The sequence below is a fragment of the Bacillus sp. LLTC93 genome (assembly GCF_002993125.1).
Taxonomy (GTDB): Bacteria; Bacillota; Bacilli; order Bacillales; family Bacillaceae; genus Bacillus; species Bacillus zhangzhouensis.
Map to the genome: position 1 here is coordinate 79,591 of NZ_PVME01000002.1, position 26,581 is coordinate 106,171.

The 26,581-nt window shown below is 41.7% G+C and carries 37 protein-coding genes; 4 read left to right on the forward strand and 33 right to left on the reverse strand.

The window, feature by feature from the left end:
- From C6W18_RS05650 to C6W18_RS05710, 13 genes are read right to left on the reverse strand one after another with little or no spacing between them, the layout of a single operon-like run.
- On the reverse strand, positions 1-174 hold the full coding sequence (locus tag C6W18_RS05650) for an XkdX family protein (RefSeq protein WP_105926595.1): 174 nt from the start codon (positions 172-174) through the stop codon (positions 1-3).
- Positions 171-500 (reverse strand): XkdW family protein, encoded by a 330-nt coding sequence (locus tag C6W18_RS05655; RefSeq protein WP_105926597.1) that lies wholly within the window; start codon positions 498-500, stop codon positions 171-173. The genes C6W18_RS05650 and C6W18_RS05655 overlap by 4 nt, the downstream gene beginning before the upstream one ends.
- 10 nt (positions 501-510) lie before the next feature.
- Positions 511-1,389 carry a hypothetical protein gene (locus tag C6W18_RS05660; protein WP_105926599.1) on the reverse strand — a complete coding sequence of 293 codons (879 nt, stop codon included), beginning with the start codon at positions 1,387-1,389 and terminating at the stop codon, positions 511-513.
- A 15-nt stretch (positions 1,390-1,404) separates the two neighbouring features.
- The gene (locus tag C6W18_RS05665; RefSeq protein WP_105926600.1) at positions 1,405-1,788 is read right to left on the reverse strand and encodes a phage tail-collar fiber domain-containing protein; all 384 of its coding nucleotides are present in this window, start codon (positions 1,786-1,788) and stop codon (positions 1,405-1,407) included.
- 11 nt (positions 1,789-1,799) lie between these two features.
- Positions 1,800-2,723, reverse strand: coding sequence for a YmfQ family protein (locus C6W18_RS05670; RefSeq protein ID WP_105926602.1), 924 nt, complete (start codon positions 2,721-2,723; stop codon positions 1,800-1,802).
- Positions 2,707-3,756, reverse strand: a complete 1,050-nt coding sequence (locus C6W18_RS05675) for a baseplate J/gp47 family protein (protein ID WP_105926604.1) — start codon at positions 3,754-3,756, stop codon at positions 2,707-2,709. Before C6W18_RS05675 ends, C6W18_RS05670 begins: the two co-directional genes overlap by 17 nt.
- On the reverse strand, positions 3,749-4,171 hold the full coding sequence (locus C6W18_RS05680) for a DUF2634 domain-containing protein (RefSeq protein WP_105926606.1): 423 nt from the start codon (positions 4,169-4,171) through the stop codon (positions 3,749-3,751). The genes C6W18_RS05675 and C6W18_RS05680 overlap by 8 nt, the downstream gene beginning before the upstream one ends.
- A gap of 14 nt (positions 4,172-4,185) precedes the next feature.
- Complete coding sequence (locus tag C6W18_RS05685) at positions 4,186-4,452, reverse strand: DUF2577 family protein (RefSeq protein WP_008361642.1); 267 nt, start codon at positions 4,450-4,452, stop codon at positions 4,186-4,188.
- The gene (locus C6W18_RS05690; RefSeq protein WP_105926608.1) at positions 4,449-5,459 is read right to left on the reverse strand and encodes an XkdQ/YqbQ family protein; all 1,011 of its coding nucleotides are present in this window, start codon (positions 5,457-5,459) and stop codon (positions 4,449-4,451) included. The genes C6W18_RS05685 and C6W18_RS05690 overlap by 4 nt, the downstream gene beginning before the upstream one ends.
- Before the next feature lie 11 nt (positions 5,460-5,470).
- Positions 5,471-6,139: a LysM peptidoglycan-binding domain-containing protein gene (locus C6W18_RS05695; protein ID WP_105926610.1), complete on the reverse strand. Its 669-nt coding sequence runs from the start codon at positions 6,137-6,139 to the stop codon at positions 5,471-5,473.
- Complete coding sequence (locus C6W18_RS05700) at positions 6,132-10,283, reverse strand: transglycosylase SLT domain-containing protein (RefSeq protein WP_223251645.1); 4,152 nt, start codon at positions 10,281-10,283, stop codon at positions 6,132-6,134. Before C6W18_RS05700 ends, C6W18_RS05695 begins: the two co-directional genes overlap by 8 nt.
- Positions 10,284-10,421 carry a hypothetical protein gene (locus tag C6W18_RS05705; protein ID WP_008344097.1) on the reverse strand — a complete coding sequence of 46 codons (138 nt, stop codon included), beginning with the start codon at positions 10,419-10,421 and terminating at the stop codon, positions 10,284-10,286.
- A gap of 41 nt (positions 10,422-10,462) precedes the next feature.
- Positions 10,463-10,903 (reverse strand): phage tail assembly chaperone, encoded by a 441-nt coding sequence (locus C6W18_RS05710; RefSeq protein ID WP_008344099.1) that lies wholly within the window; start codon positions 10,901-10,903, stop codon positions 10,463-10,465.
- A gap of 152 nt (positions 10,904-11,055) precedes the next feature.
- Here C6W18_RS05710 and C6W18_RS05715 point away from each other — a divergent pair, with 152 nt between their 5' ends.
- A complete protein-coding gene (locus tag C6W18_RS05715) occupies positions 11,056-11,145 on the forward strand; it encodes a putative holin-like toxin (RefSeq protein ID WP_072368332.1) in 90 nt (29 codons plus the stop codon).
- Positions 11,146-11,398: 253 nt separating this feature from the next.
- Here the strand turns inward: C6W18_RS05715 and C6W18_RS05720 are convergent, their stop codons facing one another.
- The 18 genes from C6W18_RS05720 to C6W18_RS05800 all read right to left on the reverse strand — a co-directional run bounded on the left by C6W18_RS05720 (position 11,399) and on the right by C6W18_RS05800 (position 22,664).
- Positions 11,399-11,842: a phage tail tube protein gene (locus C6W18_RS05720; protein ID WP_034317337.1), complete on the reverse strand. Its 444-nt coding sequence runs from the start codon at positions 11,840-11,842 to the stop codon at positions 11,399-11,401.
- 1 nt (position 11,843) lies between these two features.
- A complete protein-coding gene (locus C6W18_RS05725; protein ID WP_105926613.1) occupies positions 11,844-13,190 on the reverse strand; it encodes a phage tail sheath family protein in 1,347 nt (448 codons plus the stop codon).
- A 3-nt stretch (positions 13,191-13,193) separates the two neighbouring features.
- Positions 13,194-13,406, reverse strand: a complete 213-nt coding sequence (locus C6W18_RS05730) for a YqzN/YkzM domain-containing protein (RefSeq protein WP_034317333.1) — start codon at positions 13,404-13,406, stop codon at positions 13,194-13,196.
- Positions 13,393-13,848 carry a phage tail terminator family protein gene (locus C6W18_RS05735; RefSeq protein ID WP_034317330.1) on the reverse strand — a complete coding sequence of 152 codons (456 nt, stop codon included), beginning with the start codon at positions 13,846-13,848 and terminating at the stop codon, positions 13,393-13,395. The genes C6W18_RS05730 and C6W18_RS05735 overlap by 14 nt, the downstream gene beginning before the upstream one ends.
- A gap of 4 nt (positions 13,849-13,852) precedes the next feature.
- The gene (locus C6W18_RS05740) at positions 13,853-14,350 is read right to left on the reverse strand and encodes an HK97 gp10 family phage protein (protein ID WP_105926615.1); all 498 of its coding nucleotides are present in this window, start codon (positions 14,348-14,350) and stop codon (positions 13,853-13,855) included.
- Entirely contained in the window at positions 14,347-14,703 is a 357-nt protein-coding gene (locus C6W18_RS05745; protein ID WP_105926617.1) for a YqbH/XkdH family protein, read from the reverse strand. The genes C6W18_RS05740 and C6W18_RS05745 overlap by 4 nt, the downstream gene beginning before the upstream one ends.
- The gene (gene yqbG, locus C6W18_RS05750) at positions 14,700-15,083 is read right to left on the reverse strand and encodes a protein YqbG (RefSeq protein WP_034317322.1); all 384 of its coding nucleotides are present in this window, start codon (positions 15,081-15,083) and stop codon (positions 14,700-14,702) included. The genes C6W18_RS05745 and yqbG overlap by 4 nt, the downstream gene beginning before the upstream one ends.
- 13 nt (positions 15,084-15,096) lie before the next feature.
- Positions 15,097-16,020, reverse strand: a complete 924-nt coding sequence (locus C6W18_RS05755) for a phage major capsid protein (protein WP_105926619.1) — start codon at positions 16,018-16,020, stop codon at positions 15,097-15,099.
- A gap of 22 nt (positions 16,021-16,042) precedes the next feature.
- The gene (locus C6W18_RS05760; protein ID WP_105926621.1) at positions 16,043-17,131 is read right to left on the reverse strand and encodes an XkdF-like putative serine protease domain-containing protein; all 1,089 of its coding nucleotides are present in this window, start codon (positions 17,129-17,131) and stop codon (positions 16,043-16,045) included.
- Between the two features lie 38 nt (positions 17,132-17,169).
- Positions 17,170-18,627 carry a phage portal protein gene (locus tag C6W18_RS05765; protein WP_105926623.1) on the reverse strand — a complete coding sequence of 486 codons (1,458 nt, stop codon included), beginning with the start codon at positions 18,625-18,627 and terminating at the stop codon, positions 17,170-17,172.
- Positions 18,624-19,937, reverse strand: a complete 1,314-nt coding sequence (locus C6W18_RS05770; RefSeq protein ID WP_105926625.1) for a PBSX family phage terminase large subunit — start codon at positions 19,935-19,937, stop codon at positions 18,624-18,626. Before C6W18_RS05770 ends, C6W18_RS05765 begins: the two co-directional genes overlap by 4 nt.
- Positions 19,934-20,578, reverse strand: coding sequence for a phage terminase small subunit (gene terS, locus C6W18_RS05775; RefSeq protein WP_105926627.1), 645 nt, complete (start codon positions 20,576-20,578; stop codon positions 19,934-19,936). The genes C6W18_RS05770 and terS overlap by 4 nt, the downstream gene beginning before the upstream one ends.
- A 151-nt stretch (positions 20,579-20,729) precedes the next feature.
- Positions 20,730-21,248, reverse strand: a complete 519-nt coding sequence (locus C6W18_RS05780) for a sigma-70 family RNA polymerase sigma factor (RefSeq protein WP_105926629.1) — start codon at positions 21,246-21,248, stop codon at positions 20,730-20,732.
- 129 nt (positions 21,249-21,377) lie between these two features.
- Positions 21,378-21,530 carry an XtrA/YqaO family protein gene (locus C6W18_RS05785; RefSeq protein WP_373465696.1) on the reverse strand — a complete coding sequence of 51 codons (153 nt, stop codon included), beginning with the start codon at positions 21,528-21,530 and terminating at the stop codon, positions 21,378-21,380.
- Position 21,531: 1 nt separating this feature from the next.
- Positions 21,532-21,999: a holliday junction resolvase gene (locus C6W18_RS05790; protein WP_223251646.1), complete on the reverse strand. Its 468-nt coding sequence runs from the start codon at positions 21,997-21,999 to the stop codon at positions 21,532-21,534.
- A 93-nt stretch (positions 22,000-22,092) separates the two neighbouring features.
- Positions 22,093-22,278 carry a hypothetical protein gene (locus C6W18_RS05795; protein WP_105926630.1) on the reverse strand — a complete coding sequence of 62 codons (186 nt, stop codon included), beginning with the start codon at positions 22,276-22,278 and terminating at the stop codon, positions 22,093-22,095.
- The gene (locus C6W18_RS20005; RefSeq protein WP_180275504.1) at positions 22,253-22,405 is read right to left on the reverse strand and encodes a hypothetical protein; all 153 of its coding nucleotides are present in this window, start codon (positions 22,403-22,405) and stop codon (positions 22,253-22,255) included. Before C6W18_RS20005 ends, C6W18_RS05795 begins: the two co-directional genes overlap by 26 nt.
- 19 nt (positions 22,406-22,424) lie before the next feature.
- Positions 22,425-22,664, reverse strand: coding sequence for a helix-turn-helix transcriptional regulator (locus C6W18_RS05800; protein ID WP_105926631.1), 240 nt, complete (start codon positions 22,662-22,664; stop codon positions 22,425-22,427).
- Positions 22,665-22,823: 159 nt separating this feature from the next.
- Here C6W18_RS05800 and C6W18_RS05805 point away from each other — a divergent pair, with 159 nt between their 5' ends.
- The 3 genes from C6W18_RS05805 (at position 22,824) to bioB (ending at position 24,952) form a co-directional block, all read left to right on the forward strand.
- The gene (locus C6W18_RS05805) at positions 22,824-23,201 is read left to right on the forward strand and encodes a helix-turn-helix domain-containing protein (protein WP_034317299.1); all 378 of its coding nucleotides are present in this window, start codon (positions 22,824-22,826) and stop codon (positions 23,199-23,201) included.
- 242 nt (positions 23,202-23,443) lie between these two features.
- Positions 23,444-23,794, forward strand: coding sequence for a hypothetical protein (locus C6W18_RS05810; protein ID WP_105926632.1), 351 nt, complete (start codon positions 23,444-23,446; stop codon positions 23,792-23,794).
- A 162-nt stretch (positions 23,795-23,956) separates the two neighbouring features.
- Positions 23,957-24,952 (forward strand): biotin synthase BioB, encoded by a 996-nt coding sequence (gene bioB / locus C6W18_RS05815; protein WP_105926633.1) that lies wholly within the window; start codon positions 23,957-23,959, stop codon positions 24,950-24,952.
- Between the two features lie 41 nt (positions 24,953-24,993).
- Here the strand turns inward: bioB and C6W18_RS05820 are convergent, their stop codons facing one another.
- Both C6W18_RS05820 and C6W18_RS05825 read right to left on the reverse strand, forming a co-directional pair.
- On the reverse strand, positions 24,994-25,467 hold the full coding sequence (locus tag C6W18_RS05820; protein WP_105926635.1) for a stress protein: 474 nt from the start codon (positions 25,465-25,467) through the stop codon (positions 24,994-24,996).
- A 171-nt stretch (positions 25,468-25,638) separates the two neighbouring features.
- On the reverse strand, positions 25,639-26,472 hold the full coding sequence (locus C6W18_RS05825) for an undecaprenyl-diphosphate phosphatase (protein ID WP_034317471.1): 834 nt from the start codon (positions 26,470-26,472) through the stop codon (positions 25,639-25,641).
- Positions 26,473-26,581: the final 109 nt, after the last annotated feature.

Genomic DNA, 26,581 nt, shown 5'->3' on the forward strand with positions numbered 1-26,581 from the left:
TCACTCCCTTGCTTTGATGCTTGGTTCAATTTCTTGCAGCTGCTCTAAAGTGAGCATCCTTTGCTCATACCCTTCATTTAGATCTTCCATTGAACAATCACCTAGTTCAACTGCTTGTTTGACCAATCCAGGTGTCACCCATTGAAAATATAATGCCATGACCCAATAATTCATGTTTCACTCTCTCCTTTAAATAAAAGGATCTCATTTTTTAGCGCCTCTAGTTCGTTTGTTAAAAGGTCACATTGCTGTTCAAGCTGTTTTCTCATCAGCTTTTCTTTGGCTACTTCTTGTGCTAGATAATTTAGTGGAAGGGGTGGTTGATACCTTGGGTTGATTTGAGATTCTTTCCACCATTGTTTCAATTCTTCTGCCGTTGGCTTTGGCACATCTAGATGCCACTCGTCTATATACGAACCAGCACCGTCATTTCTTAATTCAAAATCCTTTTGCGGGTCCGCATCGGGGTATTTATATTTAATGGCTTCATATAAAATCATTAGAATCCTCCTACACTCTCGGAAAATTTCGGCCGCCTAATTCCGTAATATCGAAATAGTTGTACCAGCCTGAATTATCAGATATATAACGATCGGAATTTCCCGCATAGCCTATATACATGTAAATTTCAACGTAATCTCCTTTATTCGCTGGCACATTCGCAGCCCCATATAAACCTATATCAAGTTTTGCAGTTTCAGAGGGTGTGGCAGGGAGATGTCTATAATGAGATATATTTTTATAATTTTTACCATTTAAAAAGATAGACAGCTCAAAATTTGCATACATTTGAACCGTCTCAATATAGACTCCAGCGTTTACTAGGTACATTCCGTTTTCCGGACAAATAAAACGACTATTTTTTATATCAAAATTATTGTGACTATCTTTTATTTTTCGATTAAAAAGGATTTTTTGTCGCTCAGCATTATTAAGCAACTGCTTACCAGTTGTACCAATGTTCGTATGAAGAAAGCCAGAGATTTTTTGCCATTCGGTCCAGCCAGACCCAGTCCACCAATGCCTGCACCAAGTGCCTGTGCTATCAAAATAACTGCCTGCTTCGTTTCCAGTCCCATAGTAGTATTGAACAAATCGAAAGTTACTATATTTTTCATTTTTCACAAACCCATATCTCGTCGGATATCCCGTATCATTGGCTTGGCCAATATCCATAAACGTAATGCCTATTGGATATTCCTCGCCGCTGACTGATGCATCTTGAATGGCTTGATCTCCTGTTAATTTGAATAAGCTTTCATTTGTGATTTCTGCTATTTGTCTACTGAGTGCATTGTCATTCTCAACAAGTGTGTCGACCATCCGATTAAACAAATTAGCATGAGCTTTATCAGATATGACAAATGGTGAAGGTGCTTTGATGTCCACTTCTTTTCCCCTCCATTAATAAATATCATCAATCTCAAAAACGAATTCGATGTCGCCATCTTTTTGTTTGTCTGTCATGGTGCGGATGGCGGTGAATTTGCCGGCTTCGTCGACAAGAGCTAATTCATTGATGACTTCTCCTGCAAGTTCTCCTTCGGCGATCGTGCAAGTGTAGCGGATTTTTGCTGGTTCCATGAAGGTAAATGAATCAATATTTTTTTGGACTAGTTCTTTTTTGAGTTTTTGTTCAGTGCCGTCAAGAGAGATTGGATTTCCATCCTTAGTTCCCCCATTTCCAAATGCCATTTTAACGACTTTTGTGAGTTTTGTTCCTTCTGCTCTTGCCTTTGCCATTTGTTGACGTGCGTACAATGTTGTTACGGTTAATTGATCAGCCATTGTGATCCTCCTTATAGCTCTATTTTTTTAGAAGTTGCTGCTAGCATTTTTGATCCATCAAGCGGAACGGATCCATCGAGAATCCAGTAATGCTCCTTGATCAGTAAACTGCCGCCTTGTTCATTTTGAACATGAACTGGCAGGCGGAACGTCATTTTCTTTTTGGAGTGATGCGGCAGCTGGTTCTTTGTGCGTAAAATTAGTGCCGCTGCTTGCTTCGTTTCATGTGCTGCTCCAGTCATGACATAATTCAAACGATATGTTGTTTCTGACTTATGTTGAAGCGGCAATCTCATCTGCAACGAATGCCGAAAACGAGCAGGCACATCCGTTGCACCTCGTGTTCCGCTGAGATAAAACGTACCATTTAATACAAATTCACCATTGAGTAAAATCGGAATATGATCGAAAAAACCCACTCTGCTTCGCAGTGTGAGCCGCTGGTAATGATCATTTTTTTCATGTACATCAGTATGATGAAAAGCCGTGAACGTATAAGCCAAGTGAGCAGGCTTTAACGTTTCAAGAATTTCTACAATATATCTCGTGTTTTGCAGGTCATCTAGGTTCACACGTAAGGCGAAATGATAACGATTGGCTGTGAGACGGATGATGGCACTTGGGTTCTTGAGAAATCGATTCACTGATTTCTCTAATGAAAGATACGTGATCGGCGGAATATTTGACATCATATTGAGTAAGCGTGCCCTGCGCAGTTCAATTGAATCATCTGATTCCCGCTGCACCTTCAGCATTCTTTCCCATCTATTCAATCCCCATGTCGCTGTTAAAGGAAAGAACTGATCTGTTAAGTCGAAAATGGATTCGTCCAATTGCTCAAATTCAGGTGCTTCTGTCTTGAGTAAATGATCCACTTCATAAATGTCTGTAAAATATGGCGGCAAGTAATTTTTCATTTCATCCTGTTTGCTCAATAACCTTCACCTGCCTAAGACGCGGAATCTCAATGTCCTGTAATACTAAGTTTTTCGACTCACCGTTCAGTAAGACGTTTGCATAATCTGACACGCTTTCTGAATGATACAAAATATCGTTTAATGCAGACATTCGAATCGTACTCTTTTCAAATGCGATTGATTTTAATAGCGCTTTGACCTTTTCTTCTATTTCTTTTTGCGCTCCTTCAAGAGTCCAGTCCATTTGAAGTTCAACAGCCACTTCTATGTCAATATCCAGCCACTTAGCGCTTTCAACGGTTGCTTTGGAACCTATAGGCGCCTGTCCTTCCCCTTCGCCTGGCACAGGATCGATATATTCCTGTACCCTTTTGACAAGAAGGTCTGATGCTACATCTAGATTGCCGTCTGTGATGACAATTTTGACCGTTCCTTCTCCGTTCCAAAGCGGGAACACTTTCGCTCTGCCAACACCGGTCACTTCCTCAGCCCACTTTTTATAATGCGCTCTGTTGGCACTGACAGCCTCTCGTCTTGCGCGTATTAAGTATCGCTCATATAAAGAAGCGTCATCTTCTTCCTCTTGCCCTGGTATCACCAGTTCTTTCATGATCATCGATTCAAGTCCTGGGATCGTATCAAGGGATAGCAGCGGCTGACCTGTTAATTGGCCATTTCCGGCTGTACCAGGTGTCTCACATTCCAGCGTGCCATCGTTTGAATATTGGAAATAAACGTCTTCAATAAAAAAACGTGAGCCAGCTGGGATGTTGATGTTCTCCGGCTGAATGGATGCTGACCAAACCGCTCTGGTGGCTGGCTTTCTTTCAATACCGACTTCAGCAGCCCGTCGATCTAAAAATTCCCCCTGTGCTGTATCTGCAAAAACAAGCTCGAATACTTGATCAAGCCAAATATAGGACTGTGCCAGTTCAGCCGCAGCAGGTGCCAAGGCATTCCAAATGACGCTGTTTTCTCTTTTATCTATGTCATCTGGCAGCCTGTCCAGCATTCTTTCCATCAATGCTTCATACGTTTGCTCCTCAAACATCACCCTCCATCACCTCCTCTATTTCTAATGTGCCTTCATCTGTGACAATGGCTAGATTGACTTGAAACGAGTCATTTTGCTTCGTGACCTCTATCTCTTCAATATGATCAATTCGCTCATCAACGATCAGTGCTTCTTCTAGCAACCTTGGAATCTCCATTTCTTTGTATTCATCCGTTGCTTCTGTGTCCGTTAAAAGCTCCTGGATTTCAGTGCCAATGTCGTGACTGTAGATAGGATGTGCATAACGCTCTGTCCGCAATGTCATATAAATGAATTGCCGGATCGCCTCTATGCCTGAAATGGTTTCGTTTGTCAGCCTGCCATGTTCAAAATCTATGCGATACGTCGTTGAGGGTTCCACCTCTTCGTCTTCTTCTGTTTCCTCGATTTCTTCCTCTGGTGAAAGTGCCACGTTCATCACCCCCCTTATAATTTGTCGATGATATAGAAGGACTGTCCCCCTGCCATTGCGAGCACCATAATACTGTCTCCCGCTTTTAGTTCATCATCCTCACCCTTATTTAAGCGTTTCGGCCAAATAAGTAGTTCTTCGGGAATGATCAGCTTACTATTTTCATTTAATCGGATATTGAGTGGGGAAACCGCCGTGACTTCTCCAATGACAAGATCAATTGGAGAGGCTGCGTCTACTGCATTAACAGCCAATCGTTTAATCGCTTCACTTAATCTCACGCTTGATCACCCTTTGGCATGGAATTTTTCTCGACGACGTCAATGGTCATGGTGTGTTTCACTCCATTGAATTCATGTTTGTCTTGATCGATCCAGTAGGTTTTTTTTACATTGATTTCAGGGATTTTCAAATAGATTGGGAGACCGCTTTGCAGTTCGGGAATTCCTAGCGCTTGTATGCTTTTCACTTCTTGTTTGACACCTTTTTTCTCTGCTAGCCGTACTTTGGCTCTTTTTTGAAGCTGCGGCTGGTTGATTTGACCTGTTACCGTCTCAACATGCTGTAAAATGCCGTATTTACTCTGACCTGCTTTATCCTGTTCGATCACCACAAGATCTGATTTGCTGCCTTTTTTCTTATTCTTCCCCTGTTCATCTACAGACGTGCGCATCTTCACACGTGTTGCTGTCTCTTCAATGGAGGTGCTGTACTGATAACCGATGAGATTGACGCCTGATTCAATGACCCATACGTCCTCTGGATCTGGCCAAGCTCTCAGCCCCATCTTGCCTTTAGCAGAATAAATTTGATAGTTTCTGCCGGTTTGCCGCTTTGTTTCTTTTAATGCTTTCAGAATGATGTCATACAAACTCGTATCATTTTTAAAAACAAGAGACTTCACGACATGTCCTGTATTTGCGATGGAGGTCATTGGAATTTGAAAGTCAGTCCCAATCCGCCTCAAGATTTGATCTGCTCTTTGATTAGAAAAAACATAAACATCTTGGTTTTTCACCAAATATTGAAGCATATCGTATGCGGTAAAGGTCAACTTCCCTTCAACCGGCGTCCGGGAAAAAACGATGCCTCTGAACAGCTCTCTTCCTTTCCATTTAAAAAGAACCGTGTCTCCTTCTGAGACACGGTAATACGTTTGACTGCCTTGCTTAGTGATAATATTTGCCTGAATAGAGCGAGGGGCTTGATACCTTTGCCCCTGAAGTGTCACACTCTCTGTGACAAGCTCATACATGGTGCCGCTTCTGATGGCAAAAAGCTCAATCAATGCCAGCCCCCCTATTGTGGTATTTTTAATTTTTGCCCAGGGAAAATCCAATACCCCGGCTGCTTAATATTACGTTTACTTCGTTTAATCATCGCTGCTTTATTGGCATTCCAAATACGCCGCCATTTCGTACTGTCACCATAAAATCGGCCTGAAATGGCCCACAAAGTATCACCTTTTTTGACGGTGTACAATTTTGGTGGTGTTTTTGATGGCCTTTTCTTTTTGGTTTGTTTTGCTTTTTTCTTTCGTTTGATTTTCCTAGGCGACGCAGTTTTATATTCCTTTAACTCGATCGTAAATTCACGATCTCCAATATCATATGACCCTTCCTTGTGGGTGAAGCTTTCAATGCTGCATGTCATATTGATCTTTGTTCCAGTTACAATCAACCGCACGGACTTCTTTGAACGCATCATTCGTTCAATTTTCGCTATCGCATTCTCTGGTGATGGAATACTTTTATATTCAGCAATCGGCGAATATTTCTTAGGAAATAATGATGTGAATGACACTTGCTTCGCCGATGGTACGTCAATAAAGGTCAGTTCTCCAAAAGAGGCGACCTTCACTGTTTCATTTTGTACGTTATTTGTGATTTCGAGTTCGGATGGAAGGACAGGGAATCGCAACTTGTCCTTTCCTTGGGAAATCCACAACTGATATACTGATTTACCCATCGATCACGACCCCCTTCGTTCCTGTATGAAGCTCTACTTCCAGTTCATCTACAAGCATTTGTCTCATTTTTTCGACAAGCGATTGTTGGTCTTGTCCATTATGGAAATGCTGATCTCCATTGAATTGAATCATGATTTGTTTAGTACCTGACGATGTTGTATTACCAGCTGACTGAACTGAGGTCACTTGCTGCATCTGTGATTCTGGTAAAGGAGCAGATGCATTTGATGGATCATATACTTGCATCCCAAGTGCCTTGGCTGCCTGCGTCAATAAATACCTACCGCGAATGCCTCTTTCTTCAGGAATAATCCATTCGCGTTTGTTTCCTTCACCAACTCTAGCCACCTGCTCCTGAGTAATCAGTCCGCCATTTGCGTAGCCTTTATAAGGACCGCCTCTTCTCATACTCCGTAATCCCGGCGTGTTGAAGACTGTTCCATATCTGCCCTTAATGTAGTTAATGGCGGCTACGGCATTATGAATCGGGTTCCAAATATCATTCATGCCCTTGCCTTTATTGGAGTTAAACGTCGGTCCAATGGTTTGCATTAAGCCTTTAGAAGGCGTTCCCTTTTTAGCGTTGGAATCCCATAAGTTGATTGCTCTCGGATTTCCATTCGATTCATGCTGTGCGATGGTCATAAGACCTGGAAGCCAGTTCATAGATGTGCCCGTTGCCATTAAAGCTGCCATGAGCCATTGCTGAACACTAAGACCTGAAGCCCCCATACCGCTGAAGGCTCCGATTAATGAACCAGCCTGATTTTCAGCAAATTTTTTCACATCAACTGAGTCGAGTCCTTTGACGACACCGATCGATGCAAATTTCCCCAAGCTCATCATGACGCGTGAAGGAGAATGAATGTCTAATTCCTCTCTAAACGCCTGCTCTACTTTCTTCGCCATTTCTTTGGCGGCTTGTGTGACTTCACTTGCTTTTGAACGCATGCCGCTGTTAAAGGCGTCGATCATTCCTGAACCCCAGCCTGGTGATTCTTGTTTTGCTTGCAGGAATGGTTGTTTAACGTGTTGATCTACGTATTGGTTTGTGCCAGTTGATGTAGCATTTTGACCTGTTGCAAAACCACTAACCGTTCCAGTACCCCAAGTTGGTGATGTTGTCATCACTTGTTGGTATGGTGCTGTTACACGACTTTGCAAAAAGCTGTCTGTTCCTGTTGGTGTCATTTGCTGGCCAGTCGCAAATGCAGAAACCGTTTGTTGTCCGTACTTTCCTGAATCTGATGTCAATTGATTAAATGGCTGCTGAATATTTTTTTGCTTCCATTGATCAAGAGAGATCACTTTATGATTTAACCCTTGTTCAAAATCGTTATTAAATTGCTCACCTATGCCGGAAGCTTGAATGTTCCCATCCATTGAGACCGATCCGCCTATTGAACCGACAGAAGATGATGAAGCTACAGCTGTAGGAGCTGGAGAGCTTGACACTTGATTTCCTGCCACTCCGCTTGGCACAACAGACATTCCAAGTTGAGAAGCAGCCTGTGCAAGCAGCATCTTTCCTCGTCCTCGGTTATTTTGAGTTGGAATGACAAATTCGTTACCAGCTTCACCGACCCATGATAAGGTTGGCTGGGTGATATAGCCGCCTGTGGCATTGTTATCAGCACCTCCAAAGACATGTTTCAATACAAAATCAACCCCACCGCCAGCCTTATTAAACAAATCTTTGACCCAGCCAAACGCTTTAGAAAACCCATCACCAATAGCTTCAGCTACTTTTACAATCGGCTTTTGAATGTTGTCCTCAAACCATTTGGATAATCCATCCCATATATCTGTCACCACTTTATACGCTTCTTCGAACTTTTTCCCGAAACTGTCTTTAATGGTTCCTACGGTATCTACAAGTGGATTCCACACATTTTCCGTAAACCATGTCGATACAGCCCCAAAGATTGATTGTATCTTTTTCCATGCATTTGATAATGCTGTCCAAATCCCTGTAGCGACTGTAACAACTGTACTGCTCAGTGGTGTCCAAACGTTTTCAATAAACCAGCCCGCTACTGCACTGAACGTTTCTTGTATCCATGTCCAGGCATTGACTAGACTTGACCAGATGGTTGTTGCTACCGTAACGACTGTGTCGCTGAGCGGTGTCCAAACGTTTTCGATAAACCAGCTTGCAACTGCACTAAATGTTTCTTGTATCCATGTCCAGGCATTGACTAGATTTGTCCAAATGGTCGTTGCTACCGTAACAACTGTGTCGCTGAGCGGTGTCCATACATTTTCAATAAACCAGCCTGCTACTGCACTGAACGTTTCTTGTATCCATGTCCAGGCATTGACTAAACTTGACCAAATGGATGACGCTACTGTGACAACCGTACTGCTTAATGGTGTCCATACATTTTCTGTGAACCAAGCCGCGACTGTTGACCAAGCTTCGACAATTTGATTTTTGATTTCAATGGCTTTTTGGCCAATCTTTTCAAATCCGCCTCCATCAAACCATTTTCCAATTGTTTCACCGATAGATTCTCCGCCCATACTTCCAGCGATGCCGCCTACTAGACCGCCGATGGCTGTACCTATCCCTGGGACTACGCTTCCAATAGCTGCACCTGCCATTCCGCCGGCGATGCCGCCTCCAGTCGTACCAATCTTTTCACCAGCATTCTCTTTGTTCATACCGATTAGATTTGTTGCACTAAGTACACTTCCTAGAATAGGTACTTTCTTTAATAACTTGCCGCTCCCTTTACCTATACTTTTCATCGCTTTCCCTAATCCACTTAACCCCTTGCTACCTTTCACTAAACCCGTAAGTCCAGCAGCTGAAGCTGCGATACCCGCACCTTTCTTTAGTCCATTAGGGATTTTACCAAATAATTTGCCGGCATTAGTTTTCAGTTTCCCAAATCTACTTGGAGGTCTTCTATTCATTTCGGCCCTTGATGTAGCATTTGGATTTCTTGTCTGTCTTGGTGAGCGACCATTTCGATTTTTAGTTTTAGTAGAACCTCCCCTGCTTAAACCTCTTGCACAACAGGGGCAACAACTATTGCGAAACAAGCCTTTTCCACCTCGTGACTGAGGTTTCGTTTTGGGAGCTGGATTTGATGGTGTAGATGTTGGTGCTGTTGTTGGTGCTGTTGTTGGTGCTGTTGTTGGTGCTGTTGTTGGTGCTGTTGTTGGTGCTGTTGTTGGTGCTGTTGTTGGTGCCTGAGTGGTACTTTCACTTGATTGATCACTTGCACCTAAGAATCGATCTAATACATTAGTCACCAATTGATCTAGTTTTTTTTCAGGATTAAATTTAATTTTCTCTTTAATTCTTCCGATCACATCTTGCTTGTACTCTTCTATTTTATTTTCAACCCAAGGAAGTGCTTTTTCATCCCAAAACTTTCTAGGACTCAATTTTTCCTTCACTTTATCTGCAACGTCACCTGCATATTTTTGAATTTCACTTAATCCCTTATTGGCAAGGTTCTGGATCCAGCTCTGTTTAGGATCTTCCGTTTTCACTGACGGACTAACAGCCTCAGGCTCTTTTTTTATGTTTTGTTCTTTCACAACCGACTCTGCTTGATCTCGTTTTTTCAACTTACTCTTTGCATTGTCTTGAACAGATACTCTGATTTCGTGTTTAGACATCGTCAAGCTTTTGAGTGTCTTTTTGATTCGTTGAATTGCAGCGGTGGCTTGGTCAACCATGTTTAATCTCATATAGTAGGTTCTGTTCATGAGCTGAAGGATTGTTTTTTTGATTGATGACATTTTCCCTGACAATTGATCGTTTAGTTTAAACGTCAGCATCATGGGACTTGTCCCCACTTGTTTCAAACGATCTATGCTGGATTTAATGACATCCAGCCCCTTCGCTTGAATGGATATGACCAGATGATTTGGGAGCATATTTAACTGATTGTTTAATGCTTTTAGATCACGATAGATTCCTTGATCCAGTCTCATGGAAATCACTGAAATTTTCCGAAGCGATAAACTGAAGTTTCTTAATTTCTTGTCATCTATATCCAGGTTTATTTTCACAGGTTTTCTAAATGGTTTGAGCTGCTTCTCAAACGTTTGAAATCGTTTTTGAATGCGCATAAGTTTCTTCGATACTTTGTCTTCTAATTCAAACCGTGCTGTGAGTTTCGCCAATTATTTACCTCCTTTCTTTGCTTCTTTTTCTAGCATGTCTAGCTTGTAGCTGATGAGTCCGAATAGGAACGCTTTGAATTGTCTTGGTGCTTCGTATAAATCAAGAAGTTCAGATGGGGAATAGTGAAGCTCGTGCATGGCGTAATATAAAAATACGGCTTCTTTATCCCCATCTTTTATTAGTTTTTTGCTGCGTCTTCTAAATCTTCAATTTCGTCTTCAAACCCGTTGATTTCAATGGCTTTGTTTAACCAGTTTGCGTATTCACCGCCGACAGATAAAACACGTTTTGCGACTTCAACTGGATCTTGTGTGCTGTAGGCTTCTCTTAATTCCTTTGAGCGGAAATCTGGGTAAATCGTCGATTCAATCGCAATACGTGCGTAGAAGCGCTGACTGTCTAAGTCCTTCACACGTCCTCTGCCTTTGACATTTTTGAAGGTTGTGTTTTCTTTTTCAAGTTCATCAATCCGTTCAGTTGTAATGGCTTTAAAGACAAAAGGAATGACATTCCCTTTTTTATCAACAAAACGCTTGGAAATCGGTACTTTGACTTCTTCTGCTTCTACTGTTTGTCCTGGCATAAAAAATGAAAGATCAAATGTTTGTTTTTCGCTCATGTTTAAAAACTCCCTTTGGTTTGTTTTTTTGAATGCAAAAAAGCACATCCATTTTTTGAATGTGCTTTCCAATCTTTTCATGTATAATCTAAATTGTACAATTGAACGGCTTGCTCAAGGGCGTCTGGCTCATCCCCGATAGGAAGGGGGTGATGCTCATGTCAACATTTCAAGCACTGATGTTAATGCTTGCATTCGGGTCATTTATCATTGCCCTGTTGACGTATATAGACAAAAAATAGACTCCCCCCTTGAGCTTTGGTAGGTAAAAGGGAAAGTCTATCCTGAACATCCTATTCGATTAGCCAGCCCCTTGAAGGGCCTCATTGTACATTGCCGGGATGCGCCAACATCCTGGCTTCTTTTTATTATATGCAAATCACTCTGCATGTAAACATCATCTTCTGTTTTTGGAATGCTTTGAGCATTCTAACTGCATTATAACACATTCCTTTTTCAATCTGCCAATGTTACTTAGCGAATTCACATAACCTATTAGAAAGAATTCTTTAGCTTTTCAGGCAGGTCAAAGTCCTCGAATGTGAAAGGAACTTCTTCTTCAAGTGCCTCTGAATCGACATCCAGTCCAGCAATTTTAGCTGAGTCAAAGTTGACATCAAATAATGTCACACGCTCTGTGCCTCGGCCAGATGATTTATCTTCAAGCACAGCTTGAAGAGTGAAATAAGGATCTTCCCCTTTTTTCACATAGTTGAGCATTAGTTGAACGAAACGTGAAGTGACTTTATAGAACGTCGCAGTTCCTGTTCCGTTTGCACCGGTTGTTTTATGACCAGTCATTCGGCGGCCCATGACGTTGACTTCTGATTTGTTTTTCTCCACGTTTGCTTCGAAGGTTTTGATAAATGCTAGCTCTTCACCTTCTAAGAAAAGACGACCTTCTTTACCTGAAATTGTATTTTGCGCTTTAAAAGCCATCTTACTTCACCTCCACATTGAAATAGAATTTTTCTGCTGCATCTACTGGTTGAACCGCTAAATCAATCATAAATCCATCACGATCTTCATTGAGACCAATCACGATATCTGTTTCTGAGTTAAAGCCTGTAATGCCGCTGCCATCTTGAAGCTGTGTGAGATACTGCGTAATGAGTGTTTTCACAAGCTGCACACCATCATCTGATGCTGGGATGTCGTTGCCATTGGCTTTACGTAATTTAATCAAATTTTTCAATTCAAACGTTAAATCATTGTTGATCGCATCAAGCACACGAATGATTTTGTTTTTCGCCATTTGCTGGTTCTTTTCAACTGTAAAACTTGTCAAAGAGTTAATATCTTTTTCAACACTCACAGTACGATCTCTCGCATCAAAGGTGAAAAGGAACTCCCCTTGTGATAATCGGTATTCGACTTGATCATTGTCAAGACGTTCTAATGTATCGACTGCTCCTTCGTATTCAACAAAGGTCAATGACTGATTGAAGTTCGCTCCTGCACTTGCACCTGCGACCCATGCTGTTGTTTGAGCAGGCGTCAGTTCTGTTCCGTCTTCTAGAACAACACCGCTTGTGACATTGATGATCCCCTCTTGGTCAGCTGCATAATTGGCGACAACCCCTTGCACTTTACGTCCTTGCTTATCACGTAAACGCTCTATAAATGAGGCAAAGGTTGCTTTTAATTGCTCGCTATTATCAACAGGAAGAGCAATGACATCAAAGTATTCTGTTTCGGCTGCTTCTAGGAAAGCTGTGTAATCTGCGACACTTGCCACACCATTTTTCCCGCCGCTTAGTGCCACACCAGCTGTGATGACCGCTTCACCTTCACCAGAAAATTGAACATATTTGTTTTTCACAAGATCTTTGACATCAGTGACAATCTGCTTATCGACAATATCTGTTCCAAGATAGGTGATAACGTCGCGCTTTGTGCTATCAAGTACATTTTCTGCGACTTGTACAGTGATCTCGTTTCCTTTTTGGCCACCATAGTTCGCTGTGACGACAAAGTTTTCTGCGATTTCGGCTTTGGCTGGTTCTCCTTCATTTAAGCGGTAAAGCAAGACCGTTTGTGCTTTTTTCTTTGCTTCACGGAAAAGAAGGAGTGACTTATCATCAATGTTAAGTCCGATCTTTTTATTTAAATCTTCCATATTGGAAATGGAAATAAAGGTTTTTGGTTCTCCCCAGCTCATCACAAGAGGAAGTGCCACCGTACCTCGATCGCCTAAAGTAATTCGCTGCTCTGCTGTTGTTTTAAAATTAAAGTAAATACCAGGACGCTTTTTCTCTGTACCTGGTGTAAAAGTGCCTCCGTTCATCCTTTAAACCTCCTTGGACAAAAAAGCATCAATATGCTTCTTTGCTTCTGTTTTTGTAATTGGCTGATGTTTGATATAAAAAAGAGCACCTTCAAGGATTTCTGGTTTTACCCCAAAAAGATCCTTACTGTGCTCTTTTAAGGCTTCAAATGAAAAGCCAAATTCTTTTTCTTCGCCAGCTGTTTGATCGAGCTGTGCTTTTTTAGTCTTGCTCACGTTTGATCACCCCATCTGAAAAGTTGATATTTTCAAGGCTTGGCTGTTTGTCTCGGTTGTACCAATAGCTGCTATCCCACGTCAGGACAATCGCTGCTACGCCTTGATCTATGATTCTTGTTTCCACTCTTTTTATGCGGACATAATCATCAAGCACCTCTCCATCTTCGCTCATCATCTGAATGATTTGACGATCAGCAAGCAATGCATCGACGACTGTTTCTGCCGCATCATGCGCTTTTTCTGTATCGATATGAAACACTTTCACTTGCAGCGAATAAGATTTCATAAAGGTAGAGACCGTATCTGGACCGCTGATGACTGTCACTGGCGGCACGTACACAGACGGAACTTGAAAGCGCTCTGGCAGAAGGCGATCATACATTGTGACAGGAAAGTGTGTGTAGATATAATGCATGATTGCCCCGACTTCTTGATTCATTCAATCACCTCCCAAAATGTCGATCGATCCAGCTTTGAAGCTTCCGATCTAGCGAATGTTCAAACATTTGCTCATAGAGCATGACAGCATGGTCCCAGTAGCCATTTCCGTCAATCCATTGAGATGCAAGCATCATCCCTGTACTTGCATTCGGATCATATTCAAAGCGGCCACCAGCCCATCTGCCAGGTACCCATCTTCGCTCTCCATTTGAAGAAGTGGCATGTCCGTCATTGACGTATGAAGCATAATCAAGCTGCGTCCCCACTTCAAGCGTGAGACGGCCCCGTGAGATGAGAAAATGATTCTCCTTATCACCTTGCCTAAAGGAGCTTAGAAGCCGGCCTGTATCGACCGCATTCTCCTTGATTAATTCATCCTGAATGATGTCTAAAAGCTGCAAGCCCATCTCCTGCAACCAATCTTGATATTCTGCCTTTAAGCCGCCATCACATGCCGTCTGTAGCTGTGAAAGCAGCCGATCAAGTCCATCAATTTTCATAGATTTTCCTTCCTGACTGCCATCACTTCAATGTGATGATTTTTCACTATTTTGGGCTGCTGTAATTTAAGCGAGACCCCATTCCACACCATCTTGTCATGCAAGCGAATATCACTTGCTAAAGGAAAATGGACAAGATAGGATTGATAAATCACTGTCTTCGGTTCTTCTTGCACGAGTGACTGACTTTTTTCTATGACATAGCAAGAGACATCTCTCAAACTCGGAGTATCAGAATAGGAAAGTGTTATTTGCAAATCCCCAGCTGGAATCCCAAATTTACCCTGGGCCGCCTCCTCACGTTCAAGGTGATAAAGATCACAGCGATCCGTTAATAGAGATTGATAACTCATAATGATCTCACCTTTAATTTGGCACTGCCGCCAGTGAGCGATGGTTCAATGTAATCGACAAGCAAGGCATATACATGAGGTCTGCCTTTGACTTGATCAGCTGCCTTCGCATATGAATAATCGCCCATTTTTTCTGACGTAAAGCCTTTCACCATAGATTCATCATCATTCAGCATGGCAAAATACTGGGCCATTTTTAATAATGCGATTCTTGCTTTTTCAGGGAGGGGCTGATATTTTTCACTTGTGAAATCGTGACCTACGATCTGAAATACTGCAGCTTCTGCTTCGATGATATCTGCTGTCAGTCTCTCTACAGAACGATTTTTCACACGATCAAATACAGAATAGGCTTGTACTTCTTCAGCAGAAATAATCATGGCCTGCCGTCACCTACTCTTTCACTTTCATCACTTTTGCTACAGCATCCTCTTCCTCAAATTTACTGTCTAGCTTCGCTGTCAGGACAATAATAAACTTACGGCTGCGAATATCTTTTTCTACTTCAATACGAATATTGCGAGAAAAACCTACGATAATGTTTTTAGGGTGTGTCAGTAAAATATCTGATACGTCTGTTCCCTCTTCGTCATATGGCTGCATATTGGCAAGACCTTTGACAGGAACACCAAATGCGGAGGAAAGTCCGCCTTGAATTGCTGCATCTCCCAAGCCTGTCTGACGGTTTGCTACTTGATCCTTCCACTCGACCTCTAAACTTGGAGATGTATAGAAACGGAAATCCTGAGGAACACGTAAATATTTTGATGGCATCGCTTTATAGGCTTGTTTGAACATTTGACGGCTAATTTCTGCTCCATTTGCATCCACAATATGAGATACTGCCTGTTTTCTTACGCCATCCATTTGAGCTAAAAACGGATCTGATGATGTTGTATCACCATTGACGATAAGCTCTTCAATATCTACCGCCGCTCGTTCCGCCAGCATTTGCATAATCGTCTGCTGAATCCCGTCTTTTTCAATATTGTTTTCAATGCTGTCGTAGGTCATGTGAATCTCTGCAATGACCTCTTTTGCATTGAGCTGGACAGTGCTTGTCGCTGGGACAACACGGTCTTTTGCATCAAGCGCTTTTCCTTCTTCTGCTGGACGCAAAATACGCTGGCCAAAGCCGATTTTTTCGATTTTTTGTGAATCACTTTCCATCGGAATGATGCGTGCATCATTTAAAACGGTTGGTGTGTTTTGCATCATTCTAATGAATGTATTGGATTGGGTTGCGTTCATGAGACCGCCGGTTTTTAAGCTGGCAAGTGTCATTTCGGCCTTGCGAATCAACTCTTGATTTCTCACACTGTTTCCTCCTTATTTTGGCTTATAGTAAGCCATCCCAAATGGGCTTTGTACTGTCGTTTTGTGTATCGTGGATTGTTTGTTTTGACATGCCCCGCGCTTTTTCAAGCATGTGAATCCGCTCTGAAATAGGCAAAAGCTGCTGCTGAAGCACTTGCTGCATCGCTAACTTTTCTCTGCTGGCTGATTTCTCTAATGAAGAAAGCTGATGACGAATCGGTGCAACCACTTGCTCGAGCACTTTTTGGACAGGTTCTTCCCCTGCTTGATCTGTATCCTGATGTTCAGCCTGCTGTAAGACGTTCTCAATTGCCATTTTTGCTTTTTCGAGCTCTCGTACTTGGTCCGTCGTCAAAGCGGCATCTTGCTTTTGAACGGATGCTGGTCTTTCGCCAACCGTTTGAAGCACATCATCTGTCTTCAAAACGTCCTGCACAATTGGAATCAATTGTTCAAGCGCAGCTCTTACGCTAGACTCATCACCATCACTCGACTGTAAGGTTTCCAGCAGATGGTCTAAAGCGCTCCAAAATTGTTGTGACATGTTTGCACCTTCCTCTTTCAAAAAGAAATTTTTCAGCAAAGAAAAAAGCCCCCTCTCATTCGTGCCCTGGGACAGGAGCTGATCTTGTTCTTCTATTGCCACGATGTCCGCCGTCCCAGCCATTGAGTAGCCTGTAATGTGGCCTTGCTGAATTTGATCCCAAATATCTTGTGAAGCTTTTGTCACAAGCACCCAAGACCCTTTCCGAATCAATTCCCCGCCTACTTCAAAATCCGCCGGGGCAATGTATGATTCAACGACTTCGCCAACACCATCTTGAAAATCATGCTGTTTGTCAATGTGACGGGCATCCTTCATAAATCCATGAGCCGCTCGTTCAATTTCCTTTGCTGACATAAAGTCTTGGTGTGCATCTGGTGTATTCGGTTCATACACGACCCCATACACTAGGCGATGAGCATCTTCTGCCTTTGTGAGGACACTGACTTCCTTTTGAAAGTCAGGCTGCCTCTTCTTTGCTTTCATTAAAAAGAATTTCTTTTGGTTTGCTGCCCTGTCCACATAGGAAACATGCGTAATTTTTGCGTTTTTTAATTCTCTTGGCATATGTTCACCCCCTTTCAAAAAAGCTCACGTCCTTCTGTTTATTTTTCCAGCTGGTTCGGCTCTGATTGAGGCTGTTCTTCAGTTGTTTTTATGCGGCTTTCTAAGGGCCGGTGATAGAGCTCCTCTGGCCATTCCTCTAACGTTTTCCCAAGAATGCGTCCCGCCAGATCTCGCAAATCATTTGGTGACACTGCCCCAGCCTGAATAAATGGCGTCAGAACCTTGGCGATCTCTAATGGATCTCTAAAATCAGGTCCATTTAATAGAAAGCGGACATGCCATATATCAAGGTCCGGCAGGAAAAGGGTATTGAGTTTCCCTGTAATGAGATGCCGCTCAGGCTGAAATACCTGCTCCTCTGTTGTTTTACGCGCAGTATCTGCTGTGGCTTTGTTATAGTCTTGAGACTCACCTGTGTAAATAGGCGGCAGGCGAAAAGCGGAGCGGATTTTATTCCTAGTTTTTTCATCGTATTCTAAAAAGAGCGCATCTTCTTGCAAGATCTCTGCCAGGGATTTAAAGTTCACTTTGACATTTGATACATCTTCTTCACCTGTTAACCCTTTTTCCGTTGGAAGACCTTCTACTTCAAGCAATAAAAATTTATGCGCATGATCAGATCCTTCAATATCGTCCATATAATCTTGAAGCTGCTGATAGGACGACTCTGACAGCATTCCATTTTCAACAATAATGGCACCAGGTACATGCCGTCCTTGCTTAAAATAAAGATAGTTCAGTTCTTCTGCTTTGCGCGCTCCGTACATATTCACGATGTTGCCAATCCATCGGGGAATCCCATACGTTCCACTGCCGATTTTAAAATGGATCACTTCTGTTGCTTGAAGCGGCTCTGGCGTGCTGGCATCGTATTTGCCTGTTTCATAATTTAATATGCGCGGATCACCATACTCCTTGAAAAAGACTTTCTTTTCATTGATCACCTGTACATATTTACGAAATCGTTTCTTTCGATTCATCGTCTTCAATTCGCCGTTTTCTGTGTATCGGAATTCGACATCGACTGGCTCACTCAGCTTGCAAATGCGGATATGGAGTGTATCTAAATACTCGATTCCTGCCGGCTTCCCTTGTCCATCTCGAAGCACCTCTAAAAAACCATTGCCCGTTTTCTCTCGGTCTTCGAGGACATAGCCAAGAATCACATCGGCCGACTCATCATAGTTCAAGTATTTCGTAAACTCTTCAAGTCTTGTCCATTCCTTCTCTGCGGTCTTCTTTTTTGCCGGTTTCACACCTTCTGCATTAAAGTCAAAGGCATATTCCACCCCAAAACCAAAGCCTAAAATGTTTGTTTTATAAGCATCAATACATTGCTGAAGAATGGTCGAGTATTCTGCCATGCTTTTTAATTCATTGATATTATAGGGCGGGGGTACAATGTCATCTTTTTCGTAGGAAAATTCATCTGCATACATTTGTTTTGTGTGATCAGACATGTTTGCCTTCATAATCGTGGCTTTCAATTGTTTCATTGTATGGACCTCCTCTCTCTGTTTGGACGGACACGCTCCAAAGCGGTCTGTTTCAAATCCGTCACTTCATAATCATCCAGCGCATACCAGATGGCTGATAATGTGTGCGGGTCGATTTGAAATTCATCTTCTTCTAGGCGTCCGTCCTTATCTGCCTTGTAGGTCAGTGATTGAAGTTCATAGATTGTATACGGACAAGCATCGGAACAAATGATTTTCTTAAACCGTTTGATCTTTTTTGTATATTGCAAGCGTGAGCCTTGAAACTTATGTGCAGCCACCATTTGAAATCCACGCTGCCGAAAATAGTGAATGGTTTTAGGCTCTGCTGCGTCTGCTTTAATGAGTTCCTTTGATTCTACAAACTCTCTCAGATCAACGGCTGTTTCATCATCTGTTTTTCCGCGGTCGTAATATTCCCAATAAATATATAAGTACTTTTTTTCATGATCGACGGCTAATCGAATGAGCGCATTGTACGATTCAACAAAACCAAAATCCATGCCTGCTCGTTTCAGCGGTCTTTCAATCTGCTGAATCGCTTCTACTACGTCAGAATGGCTTCTGACCTCAAATTGAGGAAAAACCTTTGTACCATTGATCCCAAAAAACCCCTTCCTCGCAATTCGATAAAGGTCCGGGTCGTATTCTTTCAGCTCATCCAGCTGCTTCACATAGCTTTTAGGCAAAAATAGGTTATCTTCTGCCGTCGAGTGGTGATAGTACGTATCCTTGATGACGACGGTTCGCTTTTTGTATAATGTCTCGTCATCAAGAACAAATCGCTTCAGCTGTTCATCTCGAAAGAAATGTCTGTACGTCCAATTATCCTGACCAACAGGATTGGTCGATAACATCATATAAAGAGGTAATACTGGATGCCTCAGCCTTCCAAGCAGCTCTTTGAAGCCTTCATAAGAGACCTCTGAACACTCCTCAATCCAAATGATCGAGATATTGTTGATCGACTTCAATTTCTCAGGCTTGTCGAGCCCTTTAAATAAGATGCTGCTGCCGTTTCGAAATGTCAGTGCAAGTGGCGAACTGCGGCACTTCACCACATGATCAATGCTAAGGTCGCTGACGATCTCTTGTAATAGAGAAAATGTCGACTCCCTGTGCGTATCATACACCTCTCGGATGACAAGGGCTGTCCGCTTTTCCTCAAGTAGCTTTAAGATCAGTTTTAAAGCTATGTGGTAGCTTTTGGAGGAGCCATAGCCGCCTACTAAAAATTGAAACTTTTGATTCCAATCAAATAGAAAGTGTTCAAAGTGAGGATTGACCTCTTTTTCAATCAACGGCGTCATGAGTCTTCCTCTTTTCGCTTGATCATGATGTGAAGATCTTCCTCTTTTTCTTCACGCACGGCTTTTTTTGTTTTTTCGATCGTCAGTTCAATTTGCTTTAGCCTTAATCTTCGTTCATCCTTCGCGTGAGCGAGCTCTTCGAACTGTTTAATGAGACGTCTGAGTTCACCCATTGCACGAGATTGGGCATTTAAAAATGTGGCCTGTCGATCCCATGAAAATTGAAATGAGAATTCTTCTGTGCTGATTTCTTGTTCTGGCTGAATGCCTTCTACTGTTTCTTCTAATGAAGAAGGCATGTATGCCGCCTTTTTCAGCTCTTTGATCATGTCAGCTTGATCTTCAACATACATGATTCGCTGCGCGCGAATAATGGCTGCGTATTGAATTTGAATTTGGTCCCAGATGATATCAAGTGATGTGCGCCCACCCATTTTCTCCATGATTTCAATCGTTTCATCCGAAAGAAATTGATTGAAGATCGAGTGCGCCTGCTTTGGCGATGTTTGTTGTCTTTGCCAGCCGTATCGTCTTTTCCATGATTTGACGGTATGGATGGAGACATTGTAATGATCAGCTATCTGCTGGTACGTCATCCCTTTCATATAATCCTGCTTTGCTTGTATTCGTTTATCTTTCATTTACATTCACCTGCCGCCTCCTTTTAATTCGAACGATTTCCTGTGAAGGAATCATTTGTGTAGGGCTAGCAAACATCCGTTTGGTCTTTCTAACTATAGGTGGCAACTGTAAGACAAGCTCTAATTGATTTATTTTCTAAAGAAAAAACACCTATTCAGCAGCTTTGAATAGGCGTTCTTGCACTTTTTTGGACATTTTGGTCCGAGCTCTCTCCATATGTTTTTGGACAGTTCCTTTTTTCACATCCAGCATAATCGCAATCTCGCTAAATGATAATCCTTGTGTGGTGTGCATAAAGAAGACGTCCTTCTCTCGATCTGTTAAAACGGCTAAAGCTTCATCAATTCGTTTCTTATCCCTCTCACTGACTTCTCTTTCTTTTTCTTGAATGAGGGTATATTCATGTGATAAAGCCTCTAGTACTTCTGGATTGGCAAGAATGGTGCGCTGATAAACAGAACGTCTGTCTAATCCTCTGCGCGCGCCTGGCTCTCTTCCGATTTGAAGCCATTCCACCACGTATTCTAGATCGCTGACCATACTGGCAATCATTTTTTTATCATGCTTGTCTTGAACTGACAGCTGTTTGTCTTCTTTTTCTCTATATGGTTCATATCTTTTTCTAGCATCCTTTAACGCTCGTTTGTATTCGATAAGTAAATCTTGCATATTTGCTCTCTCCCTTTTTTTATGAAAATAAAAAACGGACACCAATCAGTCCCCTTTTAGCAGGGTCGTGATCAGTGTCCGCAGGCTTTCCGTCTTGGACGTATTGTGTTTTTTGATTTGTTTAATAAGCTAGCTGATTTTAAAACCAATTTCGTGATCTACTCTTGCAAAATGCCCTTTTGCCGTTTGAATAATGGTTTTTCCATGCTCAGGTACATCCATCATATAGGCCGTTCCTACATTTCCATCTAACACAATGACTTGAATCTTTCCTTTCTCCATTTCACCAACAAATGTCTGATTTTCTTGAATCAATAGTTGTTTTGGTTCGTTCATATGCTTGTCTCCTTTTTAGTGATGACCTCATGCCGTCATCTACAGTATTTAAAATGATTTCAACTCTTGGGCGCATACTATAAAACTGAGAAACTCTTAAATCCACAATCTGTAGAGGGACTTCGTCGGCAATGGAGCGAAGTGCTTCTTGAATATGTTGTAGACTTGGCTGAAAGATGCTGACGTGCACCGGGCGTATTAAACCTTTTTCTGCGTATGAACGATTGGTTTGGCAATCAGCTATGTCAAGCGGCATGTGGTGAAATAAACGTATCTCAAGTGAAAGTGCGCCTTTTATTTTTTGCGGGCATTGTGCTTTTGCCGCAGCTCGGATTCTTTTCATGAACGTCTCTTTTGTTAACAAGTGCTCTGTCTCAATGATAAAATGAATGACCATGTTACGCTCTTCCGTCATCCTTTGCCCACTGGCGGATGTCTTGTTCGTTTTTACTCGCTTTGAGCAAGCATTTCATGAATGTCATGATTTGCTTCAATCGATTCATGTCGCTCAGACCCCCTCCTTATTTGCATCAGTGGCTTTGTCTGCCATAAGGGTCATGTATGTCTGCTTCTCTTCTGCCGTGGAGAAAACAAAGATTGGTTCCTTATGATGAAAGGTGATCCAGCCGCCAGCTTGTACTAAACAAAGCTGCGCTTCTTTGCGGGCATCAAACGTCAACTGATGTCTGATCATCGTCATGTCCCTCCTGACTTTCTTCTGCCTCTGCTTGATAGCCACATCGTTTCATCTCATATGACCAGTAACTTTTTGGGTATCCAAAGTCATTCATCTGAGTCACCATCGGATGCTCAATATTCATTCTGTTCGTCTCCCCTTTTCTAAACACGCTCTCTCTCTAGAGAGTTACTCTTTTTGTGTAACTTTTGAGCAAAAAAAAGCTCTTGGACACCGATATTTAACAGATCTGCAATATGCTTTGCCATTTCTAAGCTAGGCTTCGTTCGGCCCATTTCTATATTCGCATAGCCACTCGTGTACTTATATCCAAGTTTCTTCGCCATATAAGTTTGTGTTTTTCCTTGCAATATTCGTTCTTCTCGTAATTTTTCAAGTTTCATATTTCCACCTCTTACTCATTATGTGTAAGTTATATTCATTATGATAATATACACGAAACGAGTAAGTCAATCATATTTTTATTCTTTTTGTGTATTTTTTTATCTTTTCCGTGTAATTCATGATAAAATTTACACATAATATGAAAAAAGGTGTTTCCAATGGATAATTTGACTGGAAAGATTTTAACTGAATTAAGAGAGAAGCATGGATGGAGTAAGTCAACCGTTGCTAAAAAGCTCGGATTGAAGGCGATGTCTACCTATGCAAACTGGGAATATGGATTGAGAAAACCCGACGGTGAAATGATTGTGAAAATCGCCGAGCTATACGGAGTCTCAACGGATTATCTCCTCACAGGTAAAGACAAAAGCGGAACTGATGACGACCTTGCAGACGATCCTGATTTGCAAATTGCGTTTAAAGCTGCCTCCGATTTTTCCGAAGAAGCACGAAGACAAACCATCGATTTTATTAACTACATTAGAGAAAAAGAGAAGCTAAAAGGCCGTCAGCCAAAACAGCGAGACGACGATTGATGATCTCTTTTCATAAAGCTTTACGTTGCTGGGTATGCGCCCAGCTTTTTTTATGCCTCTTTTTCCCCTAAAAAAGAAAATGACATATGAATAAAACATCATGCATTTTTTTGCTTTCTCGTCTTTCTTCACATAATATGTGACAATTTTCACCATAAATACTCTTTTTTTCACATATTTTTATTGACATATAATTCTATTATTATTAATATATGTATATACCAAAAAAAGGAGTGTTACCGATGAAAAAATTAATGAAAGCTTGTACATTGTCTTTAGCTGCTTTAGGTGCTCTTACGTTCTTCCAAACTGAAGGTGCTCATGCAGCTGCACAACCTAAAGAACCAGTCATAGCAAAAGCTCCTATTATGAATAAAGTGATTACTGTGAACCGTACGCTTACTGTAGGTTCTTCGATTGCTGTCTCTCTTCCAGCAAGCCAAATTTCTGTGTCAGGCGCAACGTATGCGATTCAATTAGATCAAACTGCTCCGAATTTCACTTGGATTCGTGCCGTACAACGCGGTTCTGTGACAGTTTCCTACTATAATTCCCAAGGTGAGCTTGTGATTAACTATATTACTGTTCGATAAGCAATTTATCTTTACATACCAAAAGGCGATGACTTCCTGTACATCGCCTTTTGGTGTTTTTGAATGTAGATTCTCTTATGTCATTTATCCACAGCTTGCCAATGCCCATTCAATATGTTAACTTTTAATAAAAATAAGTTTACATATTGAGAGGGGCTTATGATGGGAAAACAAACGTCTTTGTCTTGGGAAGCAATAGCGGAGCAGGCGATGAAAAATGAACCGATCACCATGCAAGAGGGTCTAAACATACTTGAAGCAGATGATGGAGAATTGTTATCTATTATGCATGCAGCCTATCAAGTGCGATTTCATTTTTTTCAAAAAAAGGTGAAGTTGAATATGATTTTAAATGCAAAAAGCGGATATTGTCCTGAAAACTGTGGTTATTGTTCACAGTCGATCATTTCAACAGCACCGGTTGAAAGATATACAATGCTTGATCAAAAAACGATTGTGGCTGGCGCGCGTGAGGCGCTCAAGAGAAAAGCGGGGACTTATTGTATTGTGGCAAGCGGAAGAGCACCTTCTCACCGGGAATTAGATGAGGTGACTGCAGCAGTAAAGGAGATCACTGAGACCATGCCTTTGAAGGTGTGTGCCTGTCTTGGGTTATTAAATGAAGACAAAGCGAAGCGGCTGAAGGAAGCGGGTGTTCATCGGTATAATCACAATATAAATACACATCATGATCATCACACTCGAATTACGACGACTCATACATATGATGACCGCGTGTCGACCATTGAGCAGGTCAAACAGTCAGGTATGTCACCTTGTTCAGGTGTCATTATTGGAATGGGCGAAACCAATCAGCAAATTGTTGAAATGGCTTTTGCGCTCAGAGCACTTGATGCAGATTCAATCCCCGTCAACTTTCTTCATGCCATCGAGGGAACGCCACTTGAACATCAAGAACGGACACACCCGATCAAAGCGTTGAAGGTTTTGGCACTGATGAGATTCATCAATCCAACAAAGGAAATTCGAGTATCTGGAGGCAGGGAGTTTAATTTACGGACGCTCCAGCCACTCGCACTTTATGCGGCGAATTCCATTTTTGTAGGCGATTATTTAACAACAAAAGGCCAGCAAGTCCAAACCGATCATCACATCATTGAGGATTTAGGTTTTGAGATAGAAGAATGTGCATTATAAAAAAAGTCTGCCGATGGATCGGCAGACTTTTGACGATGAGATTAGAATCTTTTATGGAAATTGACAGTACCGCTTCCTTCTTCACGGTCAAAGCTGCCAACAAAGGTCCAGTTAATATAGCCGCCGTCACCATTGTTGACGAACGTGCCATCTTCAAATACCCAAATACCAAACGTAATACCGTCATATTCAACACTATCATAGTAGACAACATTGTTCAGTCCGCTAAAGTCATGGTCTTGGCTTAAGTTTTGAACAACCACATTATAGTTTTGACCTGCTTCATAGAATGCACTGTAAGCTGCATTTTTTACAAACCCATCACGATTTTGCGATGATTTTACTGCTTGTTCAATTTTATCAGCAATGGCTACTGGATCAATAGAGACACTTCCATCAACACCTGTTGTCGTAGCTGCTTCAGCTTTTTGACCAAAAGTCGTAAGAGATAGAGGGACAGCAACCATTGAAGTGGCAATCACAGAACTGACAAAAAATTTGCTTGTTTTTTTCATTATTTCTAACTCCTCCTTTAATTGGTATGTTTATGTACTACCCCTTCATTTGTCTCTTAAACACTAATTTAAGAAAAAACTTCATTTTCTACCAATTAAGAGGGGGTATTTACTGTTTAAAAGGGGTGGAATAACAAAAAAACTACTCTTTTAAAAGAGTAGTTTACATCATTACATAAACAGGATAAATAAAATCAGACCTAGGATAATTCGGTATATCGCAAAAGGCACAAGTTTGATTTTATTGATCAGTTTTAAGAAGAATCGAACAACAAAGAGAGCCACAATAAACGCACTCACAAAGCCGACGATAAAGAATGGCAGCATGTCTGTTGTTAAATATTCGGCATTTTTCACAAGGGTTAACAAGCTTGCTCCCGCCATAATCGGCATCGCCATAATAAATGTAAAGTCTGCCGCAGCACGGTGATTCAAACCAAGAATAACCCCGCCTGCGATCGTCGAACCTGAGCGCGAGAAGCCTGGCCATAATGCCAAACATTGAAACAGCCCGATATAAAGTGCCTGTCTGTACGTCATGTTATCGACAGAGCTTGTTTCTGTTTTACGTTTATTGATCCAGTCAGCGACAAGCATCAGCACTGCCCCTAAAATCAAACCGACAGCGACCGTTCTGACGTCAAACAAATATTTATCAATATAATCTTCAAATAAGAATCCTAAAATGACGGCTGGGACGAGTCCAACAGCAATTTGAGCAATGGTCAGCTTATGTCCGCTGCGCTTTTGTTCTTCTGTGATATTTTTCTTTAAGCCTAACAAGTTCAAAATACGATCTTTGAACACGATCATGACAGCTAAAATAGAGCCTAACTGAATCACGACTTTAAATGTGTTTGCCGCCTCTGGCGTAATGATGTCCTTTGACTTTAACCAAAGATCATCGACAATGATCATGTGTCCTGTCGAAGAGACAGGTGCATACTCTGTTAATCCTTCGACAATTCCTAAAACCAGTGCCACGAATAAATCCCATACATTCATGATTTTCTTTCCTTTCAATTCTGATCTTTTGAACAGGCCAAACATCTATGTCCACATAAAGACAAGCTTTCTATTTCGAAAGCTCGTCTTTATGATACTATATTTTTTT